This is a genomic window from Aneurinibacillus sp. UBA3580 (genome assembly GCF_002375825.1).
Classification (GTDB): domain Bacteria; phylum Bacillota; class Bacilli; order Aneurinibacillales; family Aneurinibacillaceae; genus Aneurinibacillus; species Aneurinibacillus danicus.
In genome coordinates this window covers 1-23777 of the sequence record NZ_DFMZ01000114.1, presented here as the reverse complement: position 1 = coordinate 23777, position 23777 = coordinate 1, and the positions used below count along the sequence as shown (strand labels likewise).

Here is a 23777-nt window from a genome sequence, read left to right as displayed (position 1 = left end):
GTCTTCCGATCAGCGGCGTTATCGGACGCAAAGAAATTATGGAAGTGGCCAATGCGGGCGAGCTTGGGGGTACCTATGCGGGAAGTCCGCTCGGATGCCGTGCAGCGCTTGCCGTGCTCGATGTAATCGAGAAATATGACCTTAATGAAAGGGGCCGTGTAATCGGCGAGAAAGTGATAGAGCGCTTTAACCATCTTGCGGAAAAATACGATATAATTGGAGACGTACGCGGTTTGGGTGCTATGTGCGCGATGGAATTTGTCAAAGACAAACAAACCAAAGAACCAAACAAAGAAATTGTGGGCACAATTATTAATGAAGCCAACAAACGCGGCTTAATTACATTGAGCGCGGGCTTATACGGCAACGTAATACGCGTATTGATGCCGCTCGTCATTACGGACGAACAGCTCGAAGAAGGCCTCGACATCCTCGAAGAATCCATCGCTGCTGCAACATCTGCTCTGCAAGTACAATAATGATTTAGGAAGAAAGGGGTTCTAGCCATGAATCAAATAATACCGAAAAAACCTCTGTATATCGCTGGCGGAACAAAAGAAGCGGCCTCCTATAAGGAGCTTCGTTCCCCGCATTCCGGAGAAGTTATTGCAGAAGTCGCCATTGGTACCAGGGAAGACATGAAAGCGGCAATCGACTATGCAGAAGAAGCAGCGGAGGTAATGGCGAAACTGCCGGCCCATAAACGCGCTGCCATTCTGCAGAACGTATCCTTGCTTCTGAAGGAACGGAAAGAAGAAGCAGCACGCATCCTGACGCTTGAGGCGGCTAAACCGATTACGGTAGCCCGCGGTGAAATCGCTCGGACCATTGAAACCTACCAATTCGCGGCCGACGAAGCGCGCCGCCTGCACGGAGAAACCATTCCGATGGACGCTTCAGCTATGGGTGAAAATCGCATCGCCTATACCGTGCGTCATCCGCTCGGTGTTGTCGGAGCAATCACGCCGTTCAACTTTCCGTTCAATCTGGTGGCACACAAGCTTGGACCTGCCTTCGCAGCCGGGAATGCGGTCATTTTGAAACCGGCAGACCAAACGCCGCTATCCTCCTTCTTCATCGCTGATCTGTTCGCAGAAGCCGGGCTTCCGGCTGGTGCCCTTCAGGTTATCCCCGGTCCGGGGAGCGAAGTCGGAGACGAGATGGTATGCGACGACCGTGTGAAAATGATTACGTTCACCGGCAGCCCGGAAGTCGGCAAAACAATCCGTTCTAAAGCGGGATTGAAGCGTGTCGTACTTGAGCTCGGTTCTAACTCCGGCTTGATCATTGACGAAGGATTCGATATTGACCGGATTATCAAACGAACGGTAACAGGCGCGTTCACATTCATGGGACAGGTATGTATTTCCCTGCAACGCATCTACGTGCACCGCTCCCTGTATAATGAGTTTGTAGAGAAATTCGTTGCGGAAACACAGAATCTACGTATCGGTGACCCGCAGGACGAGACAACCGACATTGCGGCGCTGATTTCACAAAAAGACGTCGACCGCATCGCCTCCTGGATTGAAGAAGCCGAAGCCCTCGGCGCGAAGGTATTGACCGGCGGCACGGAAGGCAACCTTGTTAAACCGACCGTTCTCGTTGACGTACCGCCGCATGCGAAAGTAAGCTGCCAGGAAACGTTCGCACCGGTCGTCATTATCAGCCCGTTTGATTCATTCGACGAAGCGATCGACGCGGTAAACGACTCCCGCTACGGACTTCAGGCCGGTGTATACACCGATAATATTGAGCGTGCATTCCACGCGGCTGAACGTCTGGAAGTAGGCGGTGTAATGATTAATGACTTCCCGACATTCCGTGTCGACCAAATGCCTTATGGCGGCGTGAAAGAAAGCGGCGTGGGACGTGAAGGCATCAAGTACGCGACCGAAGAAATGACCGAAATGAAGCTTGTCTGCTTCAACCGCAATAAATAATATGGCCGTATAAATCCGCGCCTTACGATAAGGAGGCGCCTCATGCAAGCGGATATCGATATCGCATCGTTTCTCACCAGCTTCTCGATCGGATTCTGTTATCTGAATGAAGAAACATTCGCATATAACAAGCTGATCGAGAGGTGGTTTTTCGAGCAGGGCATAACGCCTACCGATCTATCCGTCCGCCTGCGAAAATGGGCGGCGGACGGTGATTTTCTTCAGCGAATGGACGGCTTTCTTTGGGAAGGAAGACTGCTGGCAGAACCGCACGGGTTTGCCTGGCTCATCTTTCCATGGGAGACCAAAGAAAGCCATGTCGCTGCGGAATATGAACATCTGTACGCGGAACTAAAAAGCGTATTCGCTGCGGCCTATGACGAAATTTTTGTTACCGACGGCGAAGGATATACCGTTCGGGTAAACGGGGCCTGTGAACGCAACTACGGATTGACCGCCGAGCAGATGGTCGGCAAACACGTCACCGAGCTGGTAGCTCAGGGGATTTTCTCCCCTTCTGCGACGCTCGACGTCATAAAACAACGCAAGCAAATCAACCTCGTGCAGCAGACACAGAACGGACGCAGGCTGCTGGTGACGGCCACCCCTGTTTTCACACAGGACGGCCAGTTGATTCGCGTCGTCAGCAATTCGCGCGATATTACTGAGCTATTAAATCTGCGCGAACAGCTCGACCAGTTGCAAGAGCGTGTAGAGACGTATGAAGAAACTTTGCAACTGCGAGAGGAAGCATCCGGCATAAAACTCACTGTGCGCAGCTCTTCAATGCTTGCCGTGCTATCCAAAATCGAAAAAGTCGCGAAGGTAGACAGTACGGTGCTGCTGCTCGGAGAATCGGGTGTGGGAAAAACGCACCTTGCCCGCTACCTGCACAACATGAGTCCACGCAAACAGGAACCTTTTCTCTCTGTGAACTGCAGCGCTCTTCCCGAATCTCTCATCGAGTCCGAGCTGTTCGGATACGAACGCGGAGCGTTTTCCGGTGCGCATGAGAAAGGAAAAAAAGGGCTGTTCGAAGCTGCAAACGGAGGCACACTGTTTCTGGACGAAATCGGGGAATTGCCGCTTTCGATGCAAGCTAAACTGCTGAACGTACTGCAGGAGAAACAGTTTTTCCGCATTGGCGGCACGACTCCGATTCAAGTGGATGTACGCATTGTCGCGGCCACCAATCAAGATTTGAAAAAGAAAGTGGAAGAGAAAACCTTCCGCAACGATTTATATTACCGGCTGAATGTCATTCCGATTACGATTCCGCCGCTCAGGGAACGACAGGAAGACATCGTACCGCTTGCCATCCGTTTTCTCGAAGAGTTTAAAGAGACGTATGGCATCGAGAAGAAACTCAGCTATACGGCCGCGGAAGAGCTGCGGCGTGCGCAATGGCCGGGCAACATTCGGGAGCTGCGCAACTTCCTGGAGCGGATTGTGGTAACGGCGGATGAAGACGTCATTACAGCGGAACATATCACGCGTGCGCTCTACGATGACGAAGAAGCACCGCCGCCTGAGCCGGAAGAAGGAATGACGCTGAAAGACCAGCTTGAACGCTATGAAGGTCAGATTATACGCCGGGCGTATGAAGAGTGCGGAAGCACGTACAAGCTGGCGGAGATGCTCGGCATAAGCCAGTCCAGCGCAATGCGCAAAGTCAATAAATATGTAAAGGAACTGTGAGATGCTGATCACGATATACGGGACGCAAGCCACAGAGACAATGGATTTCCACCTGGACCGCCCGCATACCGTTGGCGCCATTCTCGAGATTCTGTTGACCATTCATCCCTGGTTTTGTCAGGCGCTGCCGCCTGAGCGGGACAGGTCCACACTGGAGACAGTTTTATCCATCCGAACTCCCGCCAATCGCTCACTTACTCTTGACGATACTGTCACAAATGACACGGAGCTTGAAATTCACTTTCATGATATGATATAAGCAGATCATAAGAGGAAGTGAATGGATGTGTTCGAGTTTTTCTATCGCAGACGCAACAACCAGCCTATGTATTATTTCATGATCGGAGCGCTGGTTACAGGTATTGTAATGATGGGTTTAGGGTTCTGGTATATGGTAAGATTGTAGAAATCCCCTGTTGCATGTGAAACAGGGGTATTTCTCTGTGTGGAATTTATACAATAATGAGGGATGAGAAATGAATATTATTCTCTGGGGTTTTGCAACCGTTTTATCCGGCTATTTCGCCTATAGTATTCTGCGTCAATGGCTCGCCAAACGAAAACCCAGCCATCTGGCATGGTTTATCGGCTTCTTCTTTTATTTCTTTAGCGCGTTGGGCAGTACACTGTCATACCTTATCGGCTGGGAATCTACAATGTACCGTATCTGGTATGTAGCGGCAGCGTCTCTTGTGGCATTTCTCGGCGCAGGCCAGCTGTATTTTACGGTAAAGCCAAAGTTGGCGCATACTTTTCTTCTGCTGATGGGCGTGCTTACTATCAGTATGTTTGTCAAAGTGTTTAATTCTTCTCTTCACCTTGAGCAGTTGGCACTGCACGGCGAAGAGATTGGCGGAACCGCGCTGCCGCGCGAAGTGCGTCTGTATTCGCCACTGCTGACCATTCCGGGTAGTTTTGCACTTATCATCGGTTCTTTTTATACATTTTTCCGCCGTCATTCCAAGGCCGGTCTCTGGATCGGCGTCGGCTCGCTGATCATCGCCATGGGTGGCACATTGACCCGATTCGGCTTGACAGACATCCTGCCGATTGCCAACAGCATCGGCATTACACTGATTTTCTATGGTTATTCACTCGCAGCTAAACCAAAGACAGCACTGCTGCAGCAGCAAGCATAGTAACACTCCCCATCAAAAAAAGTCCTTCACCGCATTCTGCGCATGAAGGGCTTTCGTTATCTGCTCAATTCGTCGTTCGCCAATCGGCGCAGCGAAAGAACGGTATGCTCTACAATATTGAACAGGTCGTCGATATTATCTTCGTTGATTTTCCGGCCAAAATCAAGCGTCACCGTATTACGGTACACGATAGGGCTTCCTTCGGAAAAAGCTTGATAAACAAAGGATAACTCCTGGGTAATGCGTGGACGGTAGGACCAGATTGTATCAAGGATTTCTTTTATTTCTACGCAGCGGGCCATGTCATCCATGTTCATAGCGAACACGACGCGAAGCGTACAGCCGAATTTTCTCTCCACCGTCTCCGGAATTTCAAGAATTTCACCCGCCAGATCGGCCGTACCGGCTGAAAGCACAAGCCGGGTGGTAATCGCTGCTCCTTCCTCCTGTCTGCGGTCCCGAAACCCGATTGCGTATTCACGGGACATTGCCGCTAACTCTACGCGATCGCTGCGCGATGTAACCAGGATGTCTCCGGCAAAATCCAAATCATATACCGCGCTTTCCAGCGCTACTTTAATGTTTTCGAAGATAGTCGGATCGAACACAAAAGTCTCTCCTATCGGCTTACTTCTGCTTGCTCAGCTTTTTCATCCTGCGCCGTTCTTCGTCCTCTAACGCATTTTTGGCGGCGATAGCATCATAATCAACTTTCAGGTTACCGCGCGCCGTTTGCACGATGGCCGTAATAATTCCGCCGAAGAAGACGATCAGAATAATGACACCGGTAATGAATAACATAATCATTCCGGGACTAGAAAACATAACCAAAAGTAACCTCTCCTTTTCTAAGATTCATTTTTATTATTATAACCTATTTTCTATCTTACTTAGAGTGTTTTTCACTCCCAAGCAAAAACCCGGCACTCAGCCGGGTCGCTTTTTTTAACTTACTCTCATTTCTTTACTCTGTTCTCATAAGACCAGTGACCAATTTATGAAGTGTTTCGAAATAATGTTTTTGGGAAAATATATAAAAGGCAGATTAAAAACGAGAAAAGTAAGAAAGAAACTAGTTAACAAGAGATAAATGAAGAAAAGTAAGACATACTATACATTTTTATATGTTAAGATTATTTTTTGATTGTAATGGTTCTTTACAACTGCATTTCTTGAGGAGTAATATTAATTTCATCAAATTAACAACCCAACAAATTCCGAAATCGCTGAGTCCCTTTCATAAGGGAACGGGGGAACCAATCGTGGTTTATCAAAGAAGCCGCATGGGGTGAATCTCGAATGATCGAGTAGGGTGACTCTTACATCCGAATCCGTCAGCTAACCTCGTAAGCGTATCAAGAGAGGCAACCCATATCGTGTGTATGACATAGTTTATTTGACTATGCCCAAAAGCCGCGAGAGAGTTCCTTCTCGTTAGGCTTTTTTTGTTGCCTTTTTTTGATGTATCTAAAGTAAAAACAGAAAACGAAGTAAAGAGAAGGAGGGTTCACAAACATTGAAACCGCGATAAACACATTGTAAACTATGTGTTTTTTGAATTTTTTTCGTAAATCAGGGAAAACTACCTAAAATGTCCTGGAGGGAATTATGGTAACGAGATTAAAACGATTTTTAATCGGGAGACCGATGAAATCAGATGAGCTCGGAGAAGAAAAATTAAATAAATTAAAAGCACTCGCTGTACTTTCTTCGGATGCTTTATCTTCTGTGGCATACGGAACAGAACAAATTCTTCTCGTATTAATCGCCATGGGTACAGTAGCATTATGGTATTCCATCCCTATTTCATTTGGTGTTCTTGCTCTTTTAACGATCCTCATTTTGTCTTATCGCCAAACGATCTATACGTATACAACAGGCGGTGGGGCGTATATTGTGGCAAAAGACAATTTAGGAACCTACACAGGGCTGGTTGCTGGGGGTTCTTTGCTGGTGGATTATATCTTAACCGTGGCGGTAAGCACCTCAGCTTCTACTGATGCTATTACATCAGCTTTTCCAGTTCTGCATGAGCATCGTGTCATGATTGCGCTCTTGATGATTTTAACGTTAACGATTTTAAATTTACGTGGAATTACAGAATCTGCAACGATTTTAATGTATCCCGTTTATCTGTTTGTTGTCGCTATTCTTCTCCTGATTATCGGCGGTGCGTATCAATGGGTGACAGGCAATGTCCATGCTCAGACTCCCACTTATGGAGCTGCCGTTCCAGGCATTACGTTATTCCTATTATTAAGAGCATTTAGTTCAGGTTGTTCAGCATTGACAGGGGTAGAAGCGGTATCCAATGCGATTCCTAATTTTAAAGAACCAGCTCCCAGAAATGCTGCAATGACGCTTATTATGATGGGAATTATCCTTGGCGTCATGTTCATGGGCATTAGCCTTCTAGCGTATGCATATGGCATCGCTCCTGCCGCAGAAGAAACGGTCGTATCTCAAATTGCATCAGCCGTATTTGGACGGGGAATTATGTATTACTTTATTCAGGCTGTAACAGCACTCATTTTGTTTTTGGCTGCCAATACTGCTTTTGCTGCCTTCCCTTTGCTTGCGTTTATGTTAGCGAAAGATCGTTTCTTACCCAATATGTTTATGGTTCGAGGAGACCGGCTTGGGTTTTCAAATGGCATCATTTTCTTGGGTATTCTTTCAGCACTCTTGGTTATTGCTTTTGGAGGGGAAACTGAAAATCTAATCCCATTATATGCTCTTGGTGTATTTATCCCTTTTACGTTGTCACAAGCAGGAATGATGAAGCGGTGGATTACGAAAAAACCACCAGGATGGTTTCCCCCTTTTCTTATTAATACTCTCGGAATGCTGACGACCCTTACCATTTGCCTTATTTTCTTGATTACAAAATTCTCACATGTATGGACGATTTTCTTGTTCTTACCCGCTGTTATTTTTATATTCCTGAAAATTAACCAGCATTATCGGGATTTGGCTGACGAACTGCGTCTTGACATCGCAACAGACAAGCCTCGACCAAAAGGGAGTGTTATTGTTATTCCTGTTGCTGGTATTACACAGGTTGTTCGAAATACCATTAGCTATGCTCAATCACTGTCAGATGATATCATAGCCGTTTATGTTGGTTTTGATGAAGAGTCCATTAAAAAAATGGAGAAAAAATGGGAAGAGTGGAATCCAGGTGTACGCCTGATTGTTCTGCGTTCTCATTACCGTAGTATTGTAAGACCTTTATTTAAGTTTATTGACACGGTGGAGTGGAAAAAGGCAGAGACGGACCACGTGACAGTTATGATCCCACAGTTTATTACAAAGCGTTGGTGGCATAATTTGCTGCACAACCAAACAAGCCTATTGTTACGTGCCTATTTATTTGCACGACAAGATGTAAAAATTGCTACGGTACCCTATCGTTTAAAAAAATAAAATTGAACACCTTAAAAATTTCATCTTAACCAAAAAACTGTCCTACTAATTACAGGGCAGTTTTTCTTTATTTAAAGTGTCACGTTCTATAATAAATTTATAATCTCAATAAAAAGGTCAGTTTTCTTATTTAGCTAATGGGAATCAATAGCTAAATAAAACAATAATACTTACGAAAAGAGCTTAGAAATAAAATGGCCCGGCATACGCCGGGTTACTTCCTATCTGGTTTCCAATTGAAATGATAATCTGGCTCCGGTTCTTTCACCAGGAGCTTTCTTTCTTCCACTCGAACATTTAGCAGGCCGCTATGTATGTGTATGCTTCTCACCAGATCGTCCGGAAGTATGATTCTGCCGTTCCCATCGACTTTAGATATGTACACTTTCTTTTCTCTGTGCATCTCTTTCACCTTCCTTTTTATTCCATGTTATAACATAAGGAATATAAAGGAAAATGTTTTTGTACATTAATGCGCATCCGATAATATTCCTTATGCAAAAAAGCAGTTCCTTTAGAAGACTTAGAACTGCTTTTTTAGTGTAGCTATATTTACTGTAGGGGATTAAACCTTAAACTTGGTCACTTCATTTTGTAATTCCTGGGCAAGCTTACTTAGAGAATCTGCAGAAGCTGTAATTTCCTCCATCGATGCCAGCTGTTCTTCAGAGGCTGCAGCGACTGCCTGTGTGTTCATTGATATATCTGTCGAAATACGTGTAATCTGGTCTATAGAGGCTGTCAACTGTTCTGTACTTGCGGATATTTCTTCTGTTGCTGCTGATACTTCTTGTACCTGATTAGTAACCTGCTGAATGGAATCCAAAATGTGATGGAAAGCCTCTCCTGCCTGATGTACGATTGCAGATCCAGACTTGACTTCTTCTGTTCCTTTTTCCATTACACTTACAGCATGTCTCGTGTTTTCTTGTATGTTCTGAATTAAGACTGCAATTTGTTCGGAAGATTGTTTGGATTGTTCTGCAAGCTTTCTTACTTCATCTGCAACAACAGCAAATCCTTTTCCGTTTTCACCTGCCCGTGCAGCTTCAATTGCAGCATTAAGCGCCAGGAGATTTGTTTGATTTGCAATGTCACTAATAACCTCAATAATTTTTCCAATCTGCTTTGAGTTTTCTCCTAAATCTTTAATTACAGCGGCAGCTTCCTGCACGGAAAGATTTATGCTTTCCATTTGTCGTATCGTTTTAACTATAACCTCATTTCCTTGTTCGGCCTCATGCAGCACCTCTGTGGATGATTCTAAAACTGTGGAAGCTGATTCAGCAATACGTTGCAATCCAGCTGCACTTTCTTCCATCGCCTTTCTATTCTCTTCCATACTTTTCATCTGGGCATCTGTGGCGCCAGAAATTTCTTGAATAGACGTAGCTACTTGATTGGCTGCCTCAGCAGACTGTTCAGAACCTGCATACAATTCCTCGGAAGAAGCAGCTACCTGTTCGGAACTTATACTCACTTTACGAATTAACTCCCGCAAATTTTGCTTCATGTGATTAAACGAACGTGCCATTTCCCCAATTTCGTCTCTGTTTTTTATATGAATATCAGAGATGGAAAGATCGCCTTCTGCAATTTGTTTCGCTGCTTCTGCTACTGCTATAACGGGTTTAGATATAATGCGGCTGATATAAAAAGCAATAAGCATTCCGATTACTAACGTAACAATCGAAATCATTAATACAACGCTTTTAACATTTGAGACTTTAGCAGACGTTTCCTGGCTCCCTTTATGCAATGAATCCTGCTGGTATTTTTCTAGCTGTTGCGCTTTTTCAGCGAATTTTACTCCTATAGGCGTTCCCTTTTCCTTCATAAGCGCAATGTAGCCTTCTACATTACCTTGTTTTTTGTACGCAGCCATTTGCTTAGCTACTTCTTCGTACTCAATATGAAGTTGATTTAACTGTTGCAAAAGAGTTTGAGCTTCTTTCGACTTTGTAATCTGCTGCATTTGGTTTAATAATTCCAAGAATTTACTTTTGCTTTCCTCATAACTTTTGAAATCCGAATCATCACCCGAAACTAAATATCCCCGAACCGCTTTAGCTTCTTGTGCTGACAAATACTTCAACTCTTTAGTAATATTAAGTTTTTTGACTCGGTCATCAATTAAGTCAGAGTATGTATTGTTTACGGACGAAATTTGGTAACTGCCAATTGCCGCTATCATCGCTAAAAGCAAAAGAACAGCAAAAAAACCAGAAAACAATTTCTTGCTTATGCTCATTTCTTCCTCTCCTCCATGCATGAATATGTATCCATTTTACACTCTTCCAATAAATAAGAGTACCTATTTAAGTAGTCATAAATACCTTGTTTAATGAATTTAAGAAGTCCGGAATCATTGTCCGGGCACATTCTATATCCAAAACGTTACTTTTGGTTATGCCAGGACTTGAGAACATCACTCCCACTTCCAGCAGCTTTTCTTCTCTAAAAAGCAAATTCGCACTCGCCTTATTTCTTTTCGTACCATCACAATTTTTATACTATTTTTAAAACCTTTTTTATCTTTTCACGTATAAGAATTGTAATGAAGAATACTTATAGCATAAGAAGTTTTAAAATACAACAATAGGCACTCATGGCCTCTTCCCTGCTCATTCTCTGGATGAGCGCCATTGCATCCGCATTCTCCGCACTGATTTCTACGGTGTATATTTATTTACGCTATCTCATATAAAAAAGGAGGACACTTATATGGTTACCTACCGCTATAAAACCGACCTTTTGATCATCGAGGAAAAAGCCAACAACAACGACAAAGAATTTATTTTCAAAGTCAAAGACGTGGATACTATCGTACCTGCTCTGCGTAAGGTACGCATGTTTTTCGACAGCGACAAAATATACACCGATGTAATTTTCTATTCGCATCCCAACCATGAATATCAAGTCATTGTCCGTCAAAATTACTACATCGACTTTTTGCTTGTTTTATTCAAGAACAAGATTATTCAATGTATCGAATGGAAATAGAGATTCACTTCGATGGGTCAGAGATACGCTTTGGCCCGATTTTTTACGTCCAAAAAAGGTGCAGATAACCAAAAACAACGGAGCGGGCTTTCCTGCTCCGTTCGTCTATCGCAATCTCATTGTTTCTTGGCTGCTTCTTCTTTTCTGTGAAAATCGTGAGGAAAGAAGGAGAGAAAGAGGAAATAAGATCCGGGGAAGAAAAAGGCGTTCACCTTTCCCCTCATTTTCATGTTGGGGTTGCGGCTGAAAAGCATGGTGGTTTTCTGTATCAAAATATAATAATCCCGCTTATTATATTAGGAGAAAGACTATTCTGTCACTTCTACACCTCATGCTTTAGTGTTAAAACCAAGAAACAACATAAATGTAGTACAAATTTTCAAATAAGTATGCTATAATAAGAAAGTATTACTTTATAGGAGGAGGACAAAGTATGAGGATGTATGTTTGCCTATCCTGCCTGCAGGTCAAGCGGGGAGACTCACATCGTGTAGATATGAACATTTGTGAGACTTGCTCCTCAGACTTCTTATCGGTTAACAAGGACCCCCAGCTTCTCGCCAGTCCCCCTTCCCTCTATGTTATGGATGAAACGTTGTCACAGTCAGAGTGTCGCAATAAAACCGAAAGCCCATCAGCGTTTTGCTGATGGGTTATTTTTATTTGCCATTTCCTATGATACAATGCAAATAAAGAATGCTTCTGAGGTGAAGAATGAGTTCGATTCGAAGATCTATTCCCAATAGCTTTACACTTGGAAATCTCGTATGTGGAATTTTTTCGCTTACGTTTTCCATGAATGAATATTATAAAATGGCCGCCCTGCTCATTTTGCTCGCTGCGCTCTGCGATGTGTTTGATGGTAAACTTGCGCGCATACTGCGGGTCGATAGCCCGATGGGCGTCGAACTGGATTCCCTGGCCGATATTGTCAGCTTCGGTGTCGCACCTGCCATCTTGATTCACACAATGCATACACCTTCCCCGCTGTTGACAATTGCGTTTATCGCATTTCCGATCGCCGGCGCCTGGCGTCTGGGCCGTTTCAATATTCAACCGACAGTGGGCTATTATATAGGCGTACCGATTACGATGGCTGGACTTATCCTGGCCGTGTTAGCGCTATTCTCTTTTTCCAGCCCTCTGCTTATGCTTGTTCTGGCGATTCTGATGGTTAGTCCAGTTCGCATTCCAAAACTATAGCATGACTCAGGCTCCTGATTCCGGGAGCTTTTTTATTTTTCCAATTCATTTATTTACAAAATAATCAGAATAGATGAACTTCGTTTAAAAAGCTGTTAAATTAAGAAAATATAATTTATAATTTTTCGATGTAAGCGTTTCCTTTTTTGAAAATAATATATAGATAAATAATCTGGGGAGGTCTTATGAAAAAACAGCACGCAACAGAGCTTCATCGTGGTCTCGAAGAACGTCATATCACGCTCATGTCGCTGGGTGCGGCAATTGGGGTGGGCCTGTTCCTGGGCTCTACTTCTGCAATCAAAATGGCAGGTCCGGCCATTCTGCTTGCCTATGCATTGGCTGGCGCCGCTATGTTCATTATCATGCGCGCGCTCGGAGAAATGGCGATTCAAAACCCGGTCGCAGGCTCTTTTAGTCGCTATGCACGCGATTACTTAGGGCCGATGGCCGGCTACCTGACAGGCTGGAACTACTGGTTTCTTTGGATTATCACCTGCATGGCTGAAATTACGGCAGTCGGCGTCTATATGCAGTTCTGGTTCCCGGACAGCCCGCAATGGCTCTGGGCACTGGCCGCGCTTATCATCATGGGTGCCGTTAACCTCATTGCCGTTAAAGTTTACGGAGAGCTGGAATTCTGGTTTGCTCTTATCAAAATCGTTACCATTATTTTGATGATTGTCGTCGGACTTGGTATGATTATTTTTGGTTTCAGCAACGGCGGTGTCCCTGTAGGCATCAGTAACCTATGGTCGCATGGAGGGTTCATGCCGAACGGCTTTACCGGTATCCTGATGTCGATGCAGATGGTTCTATTTGCATTCCTCGGCATCGAAATGATCGGGGTTACCGCCGGTGAAGTCAAAAATCCGGAGAAATCATTGGCCAAAGCAATCGATACGGTATTATGGCGTATTCTCATCTTCTATGTGGGCGCGCTGTTCGTGATTCTTTCTATCTATCCATGGAATGGACTGGAAGGCAAAGGCAGCCCGTTCGTAATGACGTTTGACAGGCTGGGCATTCCGTATGCCGCAGGTATTATCAACTTTGTTGTACTGACCGCTGCGCTGTCTTCTTGCAACAGCGGTATCTTCAGCACCGGTCGCATGCTGTTTAATCTGGCGCAGCAAAAAGAAGCACCGCAATCTTTCAAAAAAATCAGCAAGTCGGGTGTGCCGAATGTGGCGATTCTCGCATCCGCCGGCGCGCTGCTCATCGGAGTTTTGCTAAACTATATCGTACCGGCCAAAGTGTTCCAATGGGTGACCAGCATCGGTACGTTCGGCGCCATCTGGACCTGGGCCGTCATCCTGCTGGCACAAATTCGCTATCGGAAAAGCCTGAAAGCGGAACAGGTGCACAATTTGAAGTATAAGATGCCAATGTTTCCGTTCAGTTCCTATATAACGCTTGCGTTTCTGATAGGTGTAGTGGGAGTGATGGCGTACTTTCCGGAGACCCGTATCGCCCTTATCGTCGGCCCGGCCTGGTATCTGATTCTTGTTATTTTCTACTTCGCCAAAGGATTGCATAAGCGTCCGCATGGCGAAGCAGCTCAAACAGAAAATACGCCATAAAGCATGGAACCGTCTTATCAACGGTAATCTGCTGTCCCGCCTGCCACCGGATAAGGCGGGACTTTTTGTTATCAAGCGTCTGCCTGTGCAGTATCTATGAACAGCCGTTTCATTTCCTCAATTTCAGATTAACTGCCATCTGTATTTCTCTCATAATCCCTTACCTAAATTGCGTAAAAACAGGGCAACATACATCTGTTTCTTCTTGCCATCCGCTCAGCGCTTCATGTGTTTTTAGACTATGAATCATTCAGGTTAAAACTATTTTTAAAAAGATGTTTCCGTAAAGTTTGTTTCTTGAGCCATTAGTATTTTATAATGATTAACATTAAGAATGTATATTTCTCCTTTACCTTCATCCAGAATATAACAATAAAAAACCATTTGAAATATAGGATTAATACAAGGGAAATATTGGATATTTTATAAGTAGTATGTAAAGGTACATTTAGGATAATGTAGTTATTAAAGAATAAGAATACAGGAGATTATTTCATGACAGGGATACATAAATTAGAAATTATTCGTGATGGGCTTCTTTCCCATCCTATGTATAAAGAAATGAATACACCTGATCGAGTTAGGGTGTTAATGAAACATCATGTGTTTGCGGTCTGGGATTTCATGAGTTTATTAAAAAGACTTCAACAATCTGTAACTTCGATTGAGGTCCCCTGGCTTCCCTATGCAATACCTTCCTATACTCGGTTTATTAACGAGATTGTTCTTGCAGAAGAATCTGATGAAGATGGAAGAGGGGGATATGCGAGTCATTTTCAACTTTATCTTGAAGCTATGGAGGAGTCTGGGGCCGACGCAGCTCCTATCAATGCTTTTCTAAATGCGATAAAAAATGGTGTCGATTATAAAAAAGCATTAGAGCAGGATATAATCCCTTCTACTGTGGCAAAGTTTGTTACCTTTAATTTAAACTTATCCTTAAAAGGACAAGTTCATGAAGTGGCTTCTGCTTTTTTCTACGGGAGAGAAGGCTTAATCCCTGACATGTTTAAGCTTTTGGTGGATTCCTTGAAAAAAGAAGGCTCTTCTAATGAACGATTGAATTATTATTTAAGACGACATATTGAATTAGATGAAGATAAACACGGCCCTCTTGCTGAAAAACTTTTATCCGATTTATGCGGAGATGATCCAAAAAAGAAAGAGGAAGCCATACAAATCGCTCAGATTTCACTACAGATGCGAAAAAATTTGTGGGACGGGGTATTAATGGAAATTCAAGAAAAGGGACTTTGATAACATTTAATTAGTTTGTTAATAATCTGCAGCCGTTCCAGAGTTCTGGAACGGCTTTTAAATGTGCGCTCATCATAGGCGTCATCTATCGTTTTCATATCCTATCGTGGTTCGAAGTAAATATATATACTTTAAGTAAGCTTAATAACCGGTTTAATTGTCGTCCCCTTTCTAGAATCTTCAATAGCTTGATTAATTTCTTCTAACGTGTAGTACGTAATTAATTAAAAACCGATTTTTCCTACATTGAGAAAAAATCGGCTTTGTTATGGTATAGGAAAGTCTAAAGAGGGATTGGGATTACCCAGGAGTATTACATTACATGTTATCTTTTAAAGTTGGGTGTTCTTTTCTCTAAAAAAGCCGTAATTCCCTCGATGCCTTCTGTTGTCTGTGCCATTTTTGCTAAGGTTTGTGCTTCATTTTCCATTTGAGTTTCCAGTGTTTGGTTCCATCCGCTGTGAAGCAAGCGTTTGGCTGCACCGAGTGCAGTCTTCGCCCCGTTTGCAAGTTGTGCTGCTGTTACATTAGCCTGAGTAAGCACCTCGGTATCAGGCACAACTTGTGTCACGATCCCTAATTCATAGGCCTCCTGTGCTGAAAGTACCCGGTTCGTTAAAGTGAGTTCAAGGGCGCGTTTTAACCCAACAATACGTGGTAAGAAATAGCTTGCAGACCCATCAGGGGTCAAACCAACTCTAGTGTAGGCCATGGTAAAGCGGGCTGACTCGGCAGCAATAACAAGGTCGGCGGCGATAGCTAAACTCATTCCAGCCCCTGCAGCCACGCCGTTCACCGCGGCGATTACCGGAGCATCCATACGAGTAAGACGGGAAATTGCCGCATGTAGATATGTAGTCACTTCCTTTAAGTGGCCAGGTAAATGACTTCCTTGCTCGGAAAAACTCTTCAAGTCGCCACCAACACTAAAAGCACTGCCGGTACCGGTTATGATTACAGCTCGCACCTCAGGTGATTCATCACATTTTAAAGCGACATGCATCAGATCTTTAGCCAGATCAAGATTCATAGCATTGGCTGCTTCTTGTCGGTTAAGCGTAATGGTTGCGACATTATCCCTTACATCGAAAGTAAGTGTAGTATAGCTCATCATCAGTGCCTCCCTTGCATAATCTGAGTGAACGGTCGCTCAGATTACACTTTAATTGGATATATTATACAATACTTTTTGGAATAACGGATATAAAAATGATTCTCGGTAGTGGAAGATAAATTTTTATTAAGATTTATCATCATGACAAAAATTCCAGCTAAAGATACTTTTCGTATTTTGAGATTTATTTCGAATGCTTCGCCAATAACGAAGTCAGCGCTTGCTCATACTCATTCTGAAGCTCCTCAACCACTTCAGCGATGGGTACAATTCGTTTAATCGTGCCTACCCCCTGTCCCGCAGACCAAATGTCTTTCCACGCCTTGGCTCCAGATTGATTCCCTTGAGAGAAAGAGAAATCCATAGACTCTTTTTTCTGGAGTTGATCTATGTCAAGACCTGCTCTCTGAATGCTTGGGATAAGGTAATTCGCATTCACACCGCTAAACGCATCCGTATAAATAATGTCTTCGAGATTCGATTCCACCAACATGTTTTGGTATTCATCGCTTGCAAAGCTTTCAGAAGTGGCAATAAAGCGCGTTCCCATATAGACGAGATCGGCACCTAAAGCCTTTGCTGCGAGAATATCTTGCCCGCCCGATATACAGCCGGCAAGAATTGTAATTCCGTCCCAGAATTCCCTTACCGCTCCAATGAAGGCAATTGGATTAATTGTTCCGGCATGGCCACCTGCCCCGCTGCAAACGAGAATTAATCCATCGACACCTTTCTGAGCGGCCTTTCTGGCATGAACAAGGTTAATGACATCCGAAAAAACAAGTCCGCCATACTCATGCACGATGCTAACAACCGGGCTTGGGTCACCGAGTGATGTAATGACAATCGGCGGTTGGTATTTCTTTATAAGCTCTATATCCTCTTCATATCGTTGATTTGTCCGGTGTACGATGAGATTCACTGCCCACGGAGCAACGCGTCGCTTAGGCTCATCCATCCGCACCTTTGCAAGTTCTTCTGTAATGCGTTTCATCCAGTCATCCAAAATGTCAACTGTACGGGCATTCAGTAGCGGAAACGAGCCAATAATCCCGGCTTTACAACCTTCGATAACCATCTCTGGACTGGAAACGAGAAACATTGGGGCAGCGATAACAGGTAATACGATTTGATCTTTAATCTGCGGAGGTAATTTTTCTGTCATTTTTTCTCATCCTTTCAAAAAACAGAGATAAAGAACCTGAACAGGTAAAACAGGGATGTGAAACAAATATAATCGAAATACTATGATTATTTTAATATAAGCTGATCAAGTAGCAAAGAGAAATATTTGTCTCCGAAGTTCGATGAAGTTGTTTCCCGCTTACGAATGGAGGGAAAGTACATTTCACTTTATCACTATAAAGCGAAATATACTTTCCTATACATTAAAAAACGCGCCGCCGCTCTTCCAGCCGGAGAGTATGCGAGGCGCGTTTTTTCAATCGTATCACAAAAAGGCAGCCGCCCCTTCCCCTTCATTTTCATGGCAGGGCTTGTGGCTAATCGGCTATGGTTGTTTTGTTATACTTCCACCGTTTCCTCGGTAAACGGCCAGGCCGGCAACATACGGCGCAGCTGCTTATCCTGACGGTAGCCAAGCGCGTACTCCGCCTGCATGATCGTATGAATTTCACGTGTACCTTCATAGATAACCGGCGCTTTGGCATTGCGCATGAAGCGTTCCACCGGATACTCATTGGAGTAACCATACGCTCCATGGATTTGCACCGCGTCGCACGCCGCATTGAAAGCTGCGTCGCACGCATGCCATTTAGCAAGCGATGTTTCTCGCGTGTTGCGTTTTCCTTCGTTCTTCAACCAGCCCGCGCGATATACAAGCAAACGCGAAGTTTCCAATCCGTCGACCATCTTGGCGATCATCTGCTGCACCAGTTGATGCTTACCAATCTCTTTGCCGAATGTGCTGCGCTCATGGCAGTACTTTAAGCTTTCTTCCAGACATGCTTGAATGAGGCCGCATGCGCCCGCCGCCACGGTAAACCGTCCATTATCAAGCGCCGACATCGCAATTTTGAAACCTTCTCCTTCTTCTCCCACCAGATTGGCCGCCGGTACACGCACGTTGTCAAAGAAGATTTCACCCGTATTGCCGGCGCGAATTCCGAGCTTTCCTTTGATTGCCTTAGACGAGAAGCCTTCGAATGTGCGCTCCACAATGAAGCAGCTAATTCCTTTGTGCTTCTTGGATTTATCCGTATAAGCGAATACAAGGAAATGATCAGCCACATCACACAGCGAAATCCATGTTTTCTGTCCGTTCAGCACATAGTAGTCACCATCACGCACCGCCGTTGTCTGCATGGCTGCCACATCGGACCCGGCGTTCGGCTCCGTCAGGCCGAAGGCACCGATTTTTTCGCCTTTTGCCTGCGGTTTGAGATAACGCTGCTTCTGGTCTTCATTTCCCCATTGGAGAAGCGTCATACTGTTCAATCCGGTATGCACGGAAACGGCTGTACGGAATGCCGTATCGCCGCGCTCCAGCTCTTCGCACACAATCGCCAGCGTATTGTAGTCCATGCCGCTGCCGCCGTACTCTTCCGGAATGCATACCCCCATCAAATCCAGGTCGGCAAGCCGAGTCATAATGCTTCGTTCAAAATGGCCTTTCGCATCCCATTCTTGAATATGCGGCATAATTTCTTTATCCACGAAACTGCGCACCATTTTTCGCACTGCTTCTTGCTCTTCCGTTAAACCGAAATGCATCATATCTTATTCGCTCCTTTGATTAAATAATGTGATCCTGCAACCATTGGTTGATTTGTTCCTCCTCGAATCCGTACTCGAGCAGAATTTCTTTCGTATGCTCACCCGCCAGCGGCGGATGATGGCGGACGGAAACCGGTGTCCGCGATAACTTGAGCGGACTTCCCACCATCGGCACACTGCCCGCCGTCGGGTGCGGGACGTCTACCTTCATTCCGCGCGCTTCTACCTGCGGGTCCTGGAACAGTTGTTTCATGTCATAGATAGGCGCGTTCGGAATGCCTGCCTTCGTCAATTCAGACAACCATTCCGCCGCCGGACGCCGCTTGAACTCTTCCTGGAGAAGTCCACAGATTTCATCCCGGTTCGCAAGCCTCATCGAATTGGTCGAAAACCGTGGATCTTGGCTCCATTCCTCTCGTCCAAGCAAAGCGCATAGCTTGCGGAATTGCTGATCATTTCCGACCGCAACCACCATCTTCATATCGGCAGCCGCAAATGTCTGGTACGGTACGATGTTGGGATGCTGGTTGCCATACCGCTTCGGCACCTTACCGGAGACGAGATAGTTGCTCGCCACATTGACCAGAAGAGAAATCTGTGAATCGAACAGCGCCAGGTCGATCATCTGCCCTGTACCTGAACGGTCCCGCTCACGCAGCGCCGCCAGAATACCAATAGCCGCGTACAGCCCGGTAGCCACGTCCGCAATCGCCACCCCCACCTTCATCGGTCCCGTCTCTTCGCTTCCGGTAATGCTCATCATGCCGCCCATTGCCTGCACGATGTAATCATAGCCCGGAATATCCTTATAGGGTCCGGTTTGTCCAAAGCCGCTAATCGAAGCGTAAATCAGGCGTGGATTTAATTCGGAGACAGTATCGTAGCCAAGTCCCCACCTCTCCATCGTGCCCGTCTTGAAGTTGTTAATGACCACATCCGCATCCTTAATCATCTCCCTCAGAATATCCCGCGCTTTTGGATTCTTCAAATTGAGCGTCATGGCCCGCTTGTTGCGGTTAGCACACAGATAGTAAGCGCTTTCCCCGCCGATTTCAGGTGGTCCCCATCCCCTCGTCTCATCGCTTCCGCCTGGCGCTTCGATTTTGATAACATCAGCCCCCAGATCACCGAGAATCATTGTGCAGTAAGGTCCTGCCAGTACACGGGTCAAATCAATAACTTTAATTCCTTCCAGCGCGCCCGGAACATAAACTTCCGGACAATCGGCTACACTTTCTTGATTCGACGGTGAAGTAAGCATGCACTCCCTCCTTTTCTGTGTGACGCATATATAAAAAAGCCAGTCCGTATTCCTGGGCAGAGAATCTCCGTAATACAGAAGATTCAGTAACCGGAATGCGACTGGCTCCTTGCCTGTGAACTCATTTCTGGCGGGAAAGAGGACAGACATAAACAGTCATGTTTAAAATTGTACGAATTTTTCTTTCAAGTTTAATTATACTATATATTTAATCTATTTAGTCAACCATTAAATATGTTAAGAATTTATTATCGTTGAAAAAGAGCGCAAAATTCTTAGGTTTACTACGGCGACGGTATATGGATGAAACAAAAACAAAAGGGCAGCGGACCAAAACCGCTGCCCTTTTGTTCATGGAAAAGAAGGTTTCAACTTTCCGATAGATAAGCTGACCCGGTAGTTTCCATGCTTCAGAATCCTGTTCAAAAGCGCATCAAGCTCTTCGAGCGATGTCGTATGCGCTTTCAAAAAATAACATCCATCCCCACTGATGCGATGCGCTTCGGCGATTATCTCTTCCTTCTCTATAAAAGCTTGAAATGCCGTGTGGTTCGCCGATTTCATAAGAACGGTAATGAATGCGGTCACTGTCCGTCCGAGCTTGGCTTCGTTCAGTGCAACCGTGTATTGTTCGATGACGCCCGCCTCTTCCAGGCGACGAATACGATTGCCAACCGCCTGTCCGGTCAAATGTACGTGTTCACCGATCTCTTTCCAGCTCATACGTGAATTCTCCTGCAACAGCTTTACAATACGTAAATCCGCCTCGTCAAACATACGCCAATCCTTTCACTGTGAAATAAAATGGCGGCAAAGCGTTTCACCGGTTTATTCCCCTATGCACTGCCCGCCGTTATACTTCAGTTATAACACAAAAATCTCTTAGGAGGAGAAAATAATGGAAAAAACCGCTTTACTTCTTGTCGACATTCAGAACGATTATTTCCCAAACGGCCGCATGGAACTGCATGAACCACACAAAGCCGCACAGAACGCCCGTAAGCTGCTTGATTTCTTCCGGAACAACAGCCTGCTGTTTTTCCACATTCAACATCTTTCACAACAGCCCGGCGCATCATTCTTCATTCCAGGAACGGAAGGAGCGGATATCCATGAAACAGTGGCCCCGCTTGAAGGCGAAATCGTTATCCAAAAAAATTACCCGAACAGCTTCCGCGAAACTCCACTTCTCACTCACCTACAGGAAGCAGGCATCGAGCATGTCGTTATCTGCGGTATGATGAGTCATATGTGCATCGATGCTACGACTCGCGCTGCCGCCGACTACGGTTTTCGCTGTACAGTCATCGAGGATGCATGTACATCTCCAGCCCTTTCTATCCGTGGTCGTACCATCCCTGCCGCCGACGTTCATGACACATTCATGGCGGCGCTTAATGGCCTTTACGCTCAAATTGATACAGCGGACTCTTTCCTGGAAAAAATGAAAAAATAAAGAACAACATACGAAATCGAGTCATCGCTCAAAAGAGCGATGACTCGGGCGAAAAAGCAACAGAAACCCTGGAGGCTCTAAGACTCCGAGTTATGAAATTGTATTGTGAAAGATGGCGACACCATTCTCAACCGTATGCAGCTTTACGCGCTGTCCAATCGCTACAGGCCGGTTATGCGGTTGATATAATCTTCCGAGTACACGCAAGCCGCCCGGACACTCGATAATCGCCAGAACATAAGGAACATCAGCTTGAAACTTTTCATCCGACACATAGATGATGGTATAGGAAAAAACAGTCCCTTCCATGTCGTGATCAAACGCCTCGTAGCTGTGTGCACTGCGGCATTGTGAACAGTAACCCTGGGGAACTAGGCTTTGCCGGCCACAGTGCGTGCAGTGATACGCGGGTATATGCTGACTCAATTTTGCTCCCTCCTTTTGTAGATATGAACTGTACAAGTGCCGCCAGAGCCTCCGATGTTGTGGGTCAAGCCAATCCGCGCATCCTGCACCTGCCGTTCACCAGCTTGCCCTCGCAGTTGATAAATCACTTCCACACCCTGTCCTACACCTGTCGATCCGACCGGGTGTCCCTTTGCTTTCAATCCGCCGCTTGGATTAATCGGTATGGAGCCGCACAGCCGGGTTTTTCCGGCAAGAGCCGCCGGTCCTCCTTCTCCGGGCTTGAAAAAGCCAAGGTCTTCTGTCGCGATAATTTCTGCAATCGTAAAGCAATCATGAACTTCTGCAAACGATATATCGTTTGGCTGCACTCCAGCCATTTCATATGCTTTTTCGGCCGCTATCCGCGCAGCCGGAAAGGATGTAAGTTCAGGACTTGCAAATATCTCAAATTCTCCGGAAGCCTGTGCAGACCCAATGATGTCTATGATAGGCTGCTTATAATCACCTGCCAACTCCGGAGCACATAAAACCATAGCAGACGCTCCGTCAGAAATAAGGGAGCAATCATATCGGTTTAAGGGAGCCGCCACCATATCGGGGCAGCCACACACTTCTTCCATGCTTATTTTTTTATGTAGATGTGCCTTTGGATTTAATAAAGCATGGTCATGATTTTTTACCGCTACCGCGGCGAGATGCTCTCTGGTGGTTCCATATCGATACATATGCCGTTGAGCAGCAAGTGCGAATACGCCTGGGAACGTTAACCCTGCGTTTACTTCCAAATCCTTGTTGCTGGCCTGAGCCAGTACATGGGTAACCCCGGAAGTCGGAAGTGATGTCATTTTTTCCGCTCCAATGACGAGTACGCGCTTACAAAACCCGCTTTTAATCGCGAAAATTGCCTGTCGTATAGCTAGGCTTCCAGAAGCGCAGGCTCCTTCCACTCTCGTTGCGGGAACACCCTGCAACCCTAAAGCAGAAGCAACGTAGGCGGCAAGATGGTTTTGTCCAATAAAGCTTTCACCCGCAAAGTTCCCCAAATACATGCCCTCAATTTCGTCCGGTCCAATTCCGGCGTCCGATAACGCTTCAGTTGCCGCTTGTGTTACAAGCTCAATAAAAGTAGAGGGGAGTTTTCCATACTTTGTTGAACCTACTCCAATGACAGATGCAAGTGCCATCTTACCTCAGCTCCTTTTCTCTTTCTTCGTGCCATTTTCGAAGGAGGTGCTTTTGAATTTTTCCTACAGACGTTCTCGGCAGTTCCGTTACAAATTCCACAACTTCAGGGACTTTGAATTTGGCCAGCCTGGACTGGCAGAATGTGATAATGTCTGCTTCCATCGCTGCTTTTCCTTCCCGGAGAACCACGTACGCTTTAATTGATTCATCACGAACCTCATCCGGTATGCCGATAATGGCACAATCATATACATCCGGGTGCTCCGCGATGACTTTTTCAATTTCATTCGCCGCAATGTTTTCTCCGGCCCGTTTAATCATATCCTTGACACGGTCCACAAAGAAAAAGTATCCTTCCTCATCTA

General features: G+C 45.3%; 23 protein-coding genes and 1 riboswitch. Of the genes, 12 read left to right on the top strand and 11 right to left on the bottom strand.

Translation table 11 applies throughout. The features are described from left to right. From B2899_RS15950 to B2899_RS15925, 6 genes are all read left to right on the top strand, one after another. Window positions 1-479 (top strand): aminotransferase class III-fold pyridoxal phosphate-dependent enzyme (locus tag B2899_RS15950; protein ID WP_286887106.1); only part of this gene is annotated, 479 nt, incomplete at its 5' end. A 27-nt stretch (window positions 480-506) separates the two neighbouring features. Next, window positions 507-1943, top strand: a complete 1437-nt coding sequence (locus B2899_RS15945; protein WP_286887104.1) for an aldehyde dehydrogenase family protein — start codon at window positions 507-509, stop codon at window positions 1941-1943. A gap of 42 nt (window positions 1944-1985) precedes the next feature. Next, window positions 1986-3641, top strand: a complete 1656-nt coding sequence (locus B2899_RS15940) for a sigma-54 interaction domain-containing protein (RefSeq protein WP_286887102.1) — start codon at window positions 1986-1988, stop codon at window positions 3639-3641. A gap of 1 nt (window position 3642) precedes the next feature. Beyond that, window positions 3643-3900, top strand: a complete 258-nt coding sequence (locus B2899_RS15935; RefSeq protein ID WP_146809206.1) for a hypothetical protein — start codon at window positions 3643-3645, stop codon at window positions 3898-3900. 21 nt (window positions 3901-3921) lie between these two features. Beyond that, on the top strand, window positions 3922-4047 hold the full coding sequence (locus B2899_RS15930) for a hypothetical protein (protein ID WP_281285992.1): 126 nt from the start codon (window positions 3922-3924) through the stop codon (window positions 4045-4047). A gap of 70 nt (window positions 4048-4117) precedes the next feature. Then, window positions 4118-4780: a hypothetical protein gene (locus B2899_RS15925; RefSeq protein WP_146809207.1), complete on the top strand. Its 663-nt coding sequence runs from the start codon at window positions 4118-4120 to the stop codon at window positions 4778-4780. 56 nt (window positions 4781-4836) lie between these two features. On the opposite strand, the gene B2899_RS15920 is transcribed toward B2899_RS15925, so the two are convergent. Together B2899_RS15920 and B2899_RS15915 are read right to left on the bottom strand one after the other, a co-directional pair. After that, on the bottom strand, window positions 4837-5388 hold the full coding sequence (locus B2899_RS15920) for a hypothetical protein (RefSeq protein WP_146809208.1): 552 nt from the start codon (window positions 5386-5388) through the stop codon (window positions 4837-4839). 19 nt (window positions 5389-5407) lie between these two features. Next, a complete protein-coding gene (locus tag B2899_RS15915) occupies window positions 5408-5611 on the bottom strand; it encodes a hypothetical protein (protein ID WP_146809209.1) in 204 nt (67 codons plus the stop codon). A 383-nt stretch (window positions 5612-5994) separates the two neighbouring features. Next, window positions 5995-6149: riboswitch (cyclic di-AMP (ydaO/yuaA leader) on the top strand. Between the two features lie 239 nt (window positions 6150-6388). On the opposite strand from B2899_RS15915, the gene B2899_RS15910 reads away from it, so the two are divergent. Next, window positions 6389-8206, top strand: a complete 1818-nt coding sequence (locus B2899_RS15910; RefSeq protein WP_146809210.1) for an APC family permease — start codon at window positions 6389-6391, stop codon at window positions 8204-8206. A 565-nt stretch (window positions 8207-8771) separates the two neighbouring features. Here B2899_RS15910 and B2899_RS15905 read toward each other — a convergent pair. After that, window positions 8772-10457, bottom strand: a complete 1686-nt coding sequence (locus tag B2899_RS15905) for a methyl-accepting chemotaxis protein (protein WP_170230175.1) — start codon at window positions 10455-10457, stop codon at window positions 8772-8774. A gap of 473 nt (window positions 10458-10930) precedes the next feature. On the opposite strand from B2899_RS15905, the gene B2899_RS15900 reads away from it, so the two are divergent. The 4 genes from B2899_RS15900 to B2899_RS15885 all read left to right on the top strand — a co-directional run bounded on the left by B2899_RS15900 (window position 10931) and on the right by B2899_RS15885 (window position 15252). Further along, window positions 10931-11209: a hypothetical protein gene (locus B2899_RS15900; RefSeq protein ID WP_286887097.1), complete on the top strand. Its 279-nt coding sequence runs from the start codon at window positions 10931-10933 to the stop codon at window positions 11207-11209. Between the two features lie 714 nt (window positions 11210-11923). After that, entirely contained in the window at window positions 11924-12412 is a 489-nt protein-coding gene (pssA, locus tag B2899_RS15895; RefSeq protein WP_286887096.1) for a CDP-diacylglycerol--serine O-phosphatidyltransferase, read from the top strand. 185 nt (window positions 12413-12597) lie between these two features. Continuing rightward, window positions 12598-13995 (top strand): amino acid permease, encoded by a 1398-nt coding sequence (locus tag B2899_RS15890; protein ID WP_286887094.1) that lies wholly within the window; start codon window positions 12598-12600, stop codon window positions 13993-13995. 495 nt (window positions 13996-14490) lie between these two features. Continuing rightward, window positions 14491-15252, top strand: coding sequence for a DUF3050 domain-containing protein (locus tag B2899_RS15885; protein ID WP_286887092.1), 762 nt, complete (start codon window positions 14491-14493; stop codon window positions 15250-15252). Between the two features lie 325 nt (window positions 15253-15577). Here B2899_RS15885 and B2899_RS15880 read toward each other — a convergent pair whose 3' ends face one another. The 5 genes from B2899_RS15880 to B2899_RS15860 all read right to left on the bottom strand — a co-directional run bounded on the left by B2899_RS15880 (window position 15578) and on the right by B2899_RS15860 (window position 21140). Then, window positions 15578-16366, bottom strand: coding sequence for an enoyl-CoA hydratase/isomerase family protein (locus B2899_RS15880; protein ID WP_146809216.1), 789 nt, complete (start codon window positions 16364-16366; stop codon window positions 15578-15580). Window positions 16367-16550: 184 nt separating this feature from the next. After that, on the bottom strand, window positions 16551-17531 hold the full coding sequence (locus B2899_RS15875; RefSeq protein WP_146809217.1) for an NAD(P)H-dependent flavin oxidoreductase: 981 nt from the start codon (window positions 17529-17531) through the stop codon (window positions 16551-16553). Between the two features lie 359 nt (window positions 17532-17890). Beyond that, entirely contained in the window at window positions 17891-19099 is a 1209-nt protein-coding gene (locus B2899_RS15870) for an acyl-CoA dehydrogenase family protein (RefSeq protein WP_286887128.1), read from the bottom strand. Window positions 19100-19121: 22 nt separating this feature from the next. After that, on the bottom strand, window positions 19122-20363 hold the full coding sequence (locus B2899_RS15865; RefSeq protein ID WP_146809218.1) for a CaiB/BaiF CoA transferase family protein: 1242 nt from the start codon (window positions 20361-20363) through the stop codon (window positions 19122-19124). A gap of 351 nt (window positions 20364-20714) precedes the next feature. Further along, complete coding sequence (locus B2899_RS15860) at window positions 20715-21140, bottom strand: Lrp/AsnC family transcriptional regulator (RefSeq protein WP_146809219.1); 426 nt, start codon at window positions 21138-21140, stop codon at window positions 20715-20717. 121 nt (window positions 21141-21261) lie between these two features. Between B2899_RS15860 and B2899_RS15855 the strand changes: the two genes are divergently transcribed. After that, entirely contained in the window at window positions 21262-21819 is a 558-nt protein-coding gene (locus tag B2899_RS15855; protein WP_146809220.1) for a cysteine hydrolase family protein, read from the top strand. A 90-nt stretch (window positions 21820-21909) separates the two neighbouring features. Here the strand turns inward: B2899_RS15855 and B2899_RS15850 are convergent, their stop codons facing one another. From B2899_RS15850 to B2899_RS15840, 3 genes are all read right to left on the bottom strand, one after another. Next, window positions 21910-22245, bottom strand: a complete 336-nt coding sequence (locus B2899_RS15850; protein ID WP_286887087.1) for a Zn-ribbon domain-containing OB-fold protein — start codon at window positions 22243-22245, stop codon at window positions 21910-21912. Next, window positions 22242-23411 (bottom strand): thiolase domain-containing protein, encoded by a 1170-nt coding sequence (locus B2899_RS15845; protein ID WP_286887086.1) that lies wholly within the window; start codon window positions 23409-23411, stop codon window positions 22242-22244. The genes B2899_RS15850 and B2899_RS15845 overlap by 4 nt, the downstream gene beginning before the upstream one ends. Window position 23412: 1 nt before the next feature. Further along, the coding region (locus B2899_RS15840; RefSeq protein ID WP_414631790.1) for a class I adenylate-forming enzyme family protein at window positions 23413-23777 on the bottom strand (365 nt) is incomplete at its 5' end.

Coding starts and splice junctions, on each gene's coding strand:
- B2899_RS15945 (WP_286887104.1), top strand. CDS start 507: ATGAATCAAATAATACCGAAAAAACCTCTGTATATCGCTGGCGGAACA.
- B2899_RS15940 (WP_286887102.1), top strand. CDS start 1,986: ATGCAAGCGGATATCGATATCGCATCGTTTCTCACCAGCTTCTCGATC.
- B2899_RS15935 (WP_146809206.1), top strand. CDS start 3,643: ATGCTGATCACGATATACGGGACGCAAGCCACAGAGACAATGGATTTC.
- B2899_RS15930 (WP_281285992.1), top strand. CDS start 3,922: ATGGATGTGTTCGAGTTTTTCTATCGCAGACGCAACAACCAGCCTATG.
- B2899_RS15925 (WP_146809207.1), top strand. CDS start 4,118: ATGAATATTATTCTCTGGGGTTTTGCAACCGTTTTATCCGGCTATTTC.
- B2899_RS15910 (WP_146809210.1), top strand. CDS start 6,389: ATGGTAACGAGATTAAAACGATTTTTAATCGGGAGACCGATGAAATCA.
- B2899_RS15905 (WP_170230175.1), bottom strand. CDS start 10,457: ATGAGCATAAGCAAGAAATTGTTTTCTGGTTTTTTTGCTGTTCTTTTG.
- B2899_RS15900 (WP_286887097.1), top strand. CDS start 10,931: ATGGTTACCTACCGCTATAAAACCGACCTTTTGATCATCGAGGAAAAA.
- pssA (WP_286887096.1), top strand. CDS start 11,924: ATGAGTTCGATTCGAAGATCTATTCCCAATAGCTTTACACTTGGAAAT.
- B2899_RS15890 (WP_286887094.1), top strand. CDS start 12,598: ATGAAAAAACAGCACGCAACAGAGCTTCATCGTGGTCTCGAAGAACGT.
- B2899_RS15885 (WP_286887092.1), top strand. CDS start 14,491: ATGACAGGGATACATAAATTAGAAATTATTCGTGATGGGCTTCTTTCC.
- B2899_RS15880 (WP_146809216.1), bottom strand. CDS start 16,366: ATGATGAGCTATACTACACTTACTTTCGATGTAAGGGATAATGTCGCA.
- B2899_RS15875 (WP_146809217.1), bottom strand. CDS start 17,531: ATGACAGAAAAATTACCTCCGCAGATTAAAGATCAAATCGTATTACCT.
- B2899_RS15870 (WP_286887128.1), bottom strand. CDS start 19,099: ATGCATTTCGGTTTAACGGAAGAGCAAGAAGCAGTGCGAAAAATGGTG.
- B2899_RS15865 (WP_146809218.1), bottom strand. CDS start 20,363: ATGCTTACTTCACCGTCGAATCAAGAAAGTGTAGCCGATTGTCCGGAA.
- B2899_RS15860 (WP_146809219.1), bottom strand. CDS start 21,140: ATGTTTGACGAGGCGGATTTACGTATTGTAAAGCTGTTGCAGGAGAAT.
- B2899_RS15855 (WP_146809220.1), top strand. CDS start 21,262: ATGGAAAAAACCGCTTTACTTCTTGTCGACATTCAGAACGATTATTTC.
- B2899_RS15845 (WP_286887086.1), bottom strand. CDS start 23,411: ATGGCACTTGCATCTGTCATTGGAGTAGGTTCAACAAAGTATGGAAAA.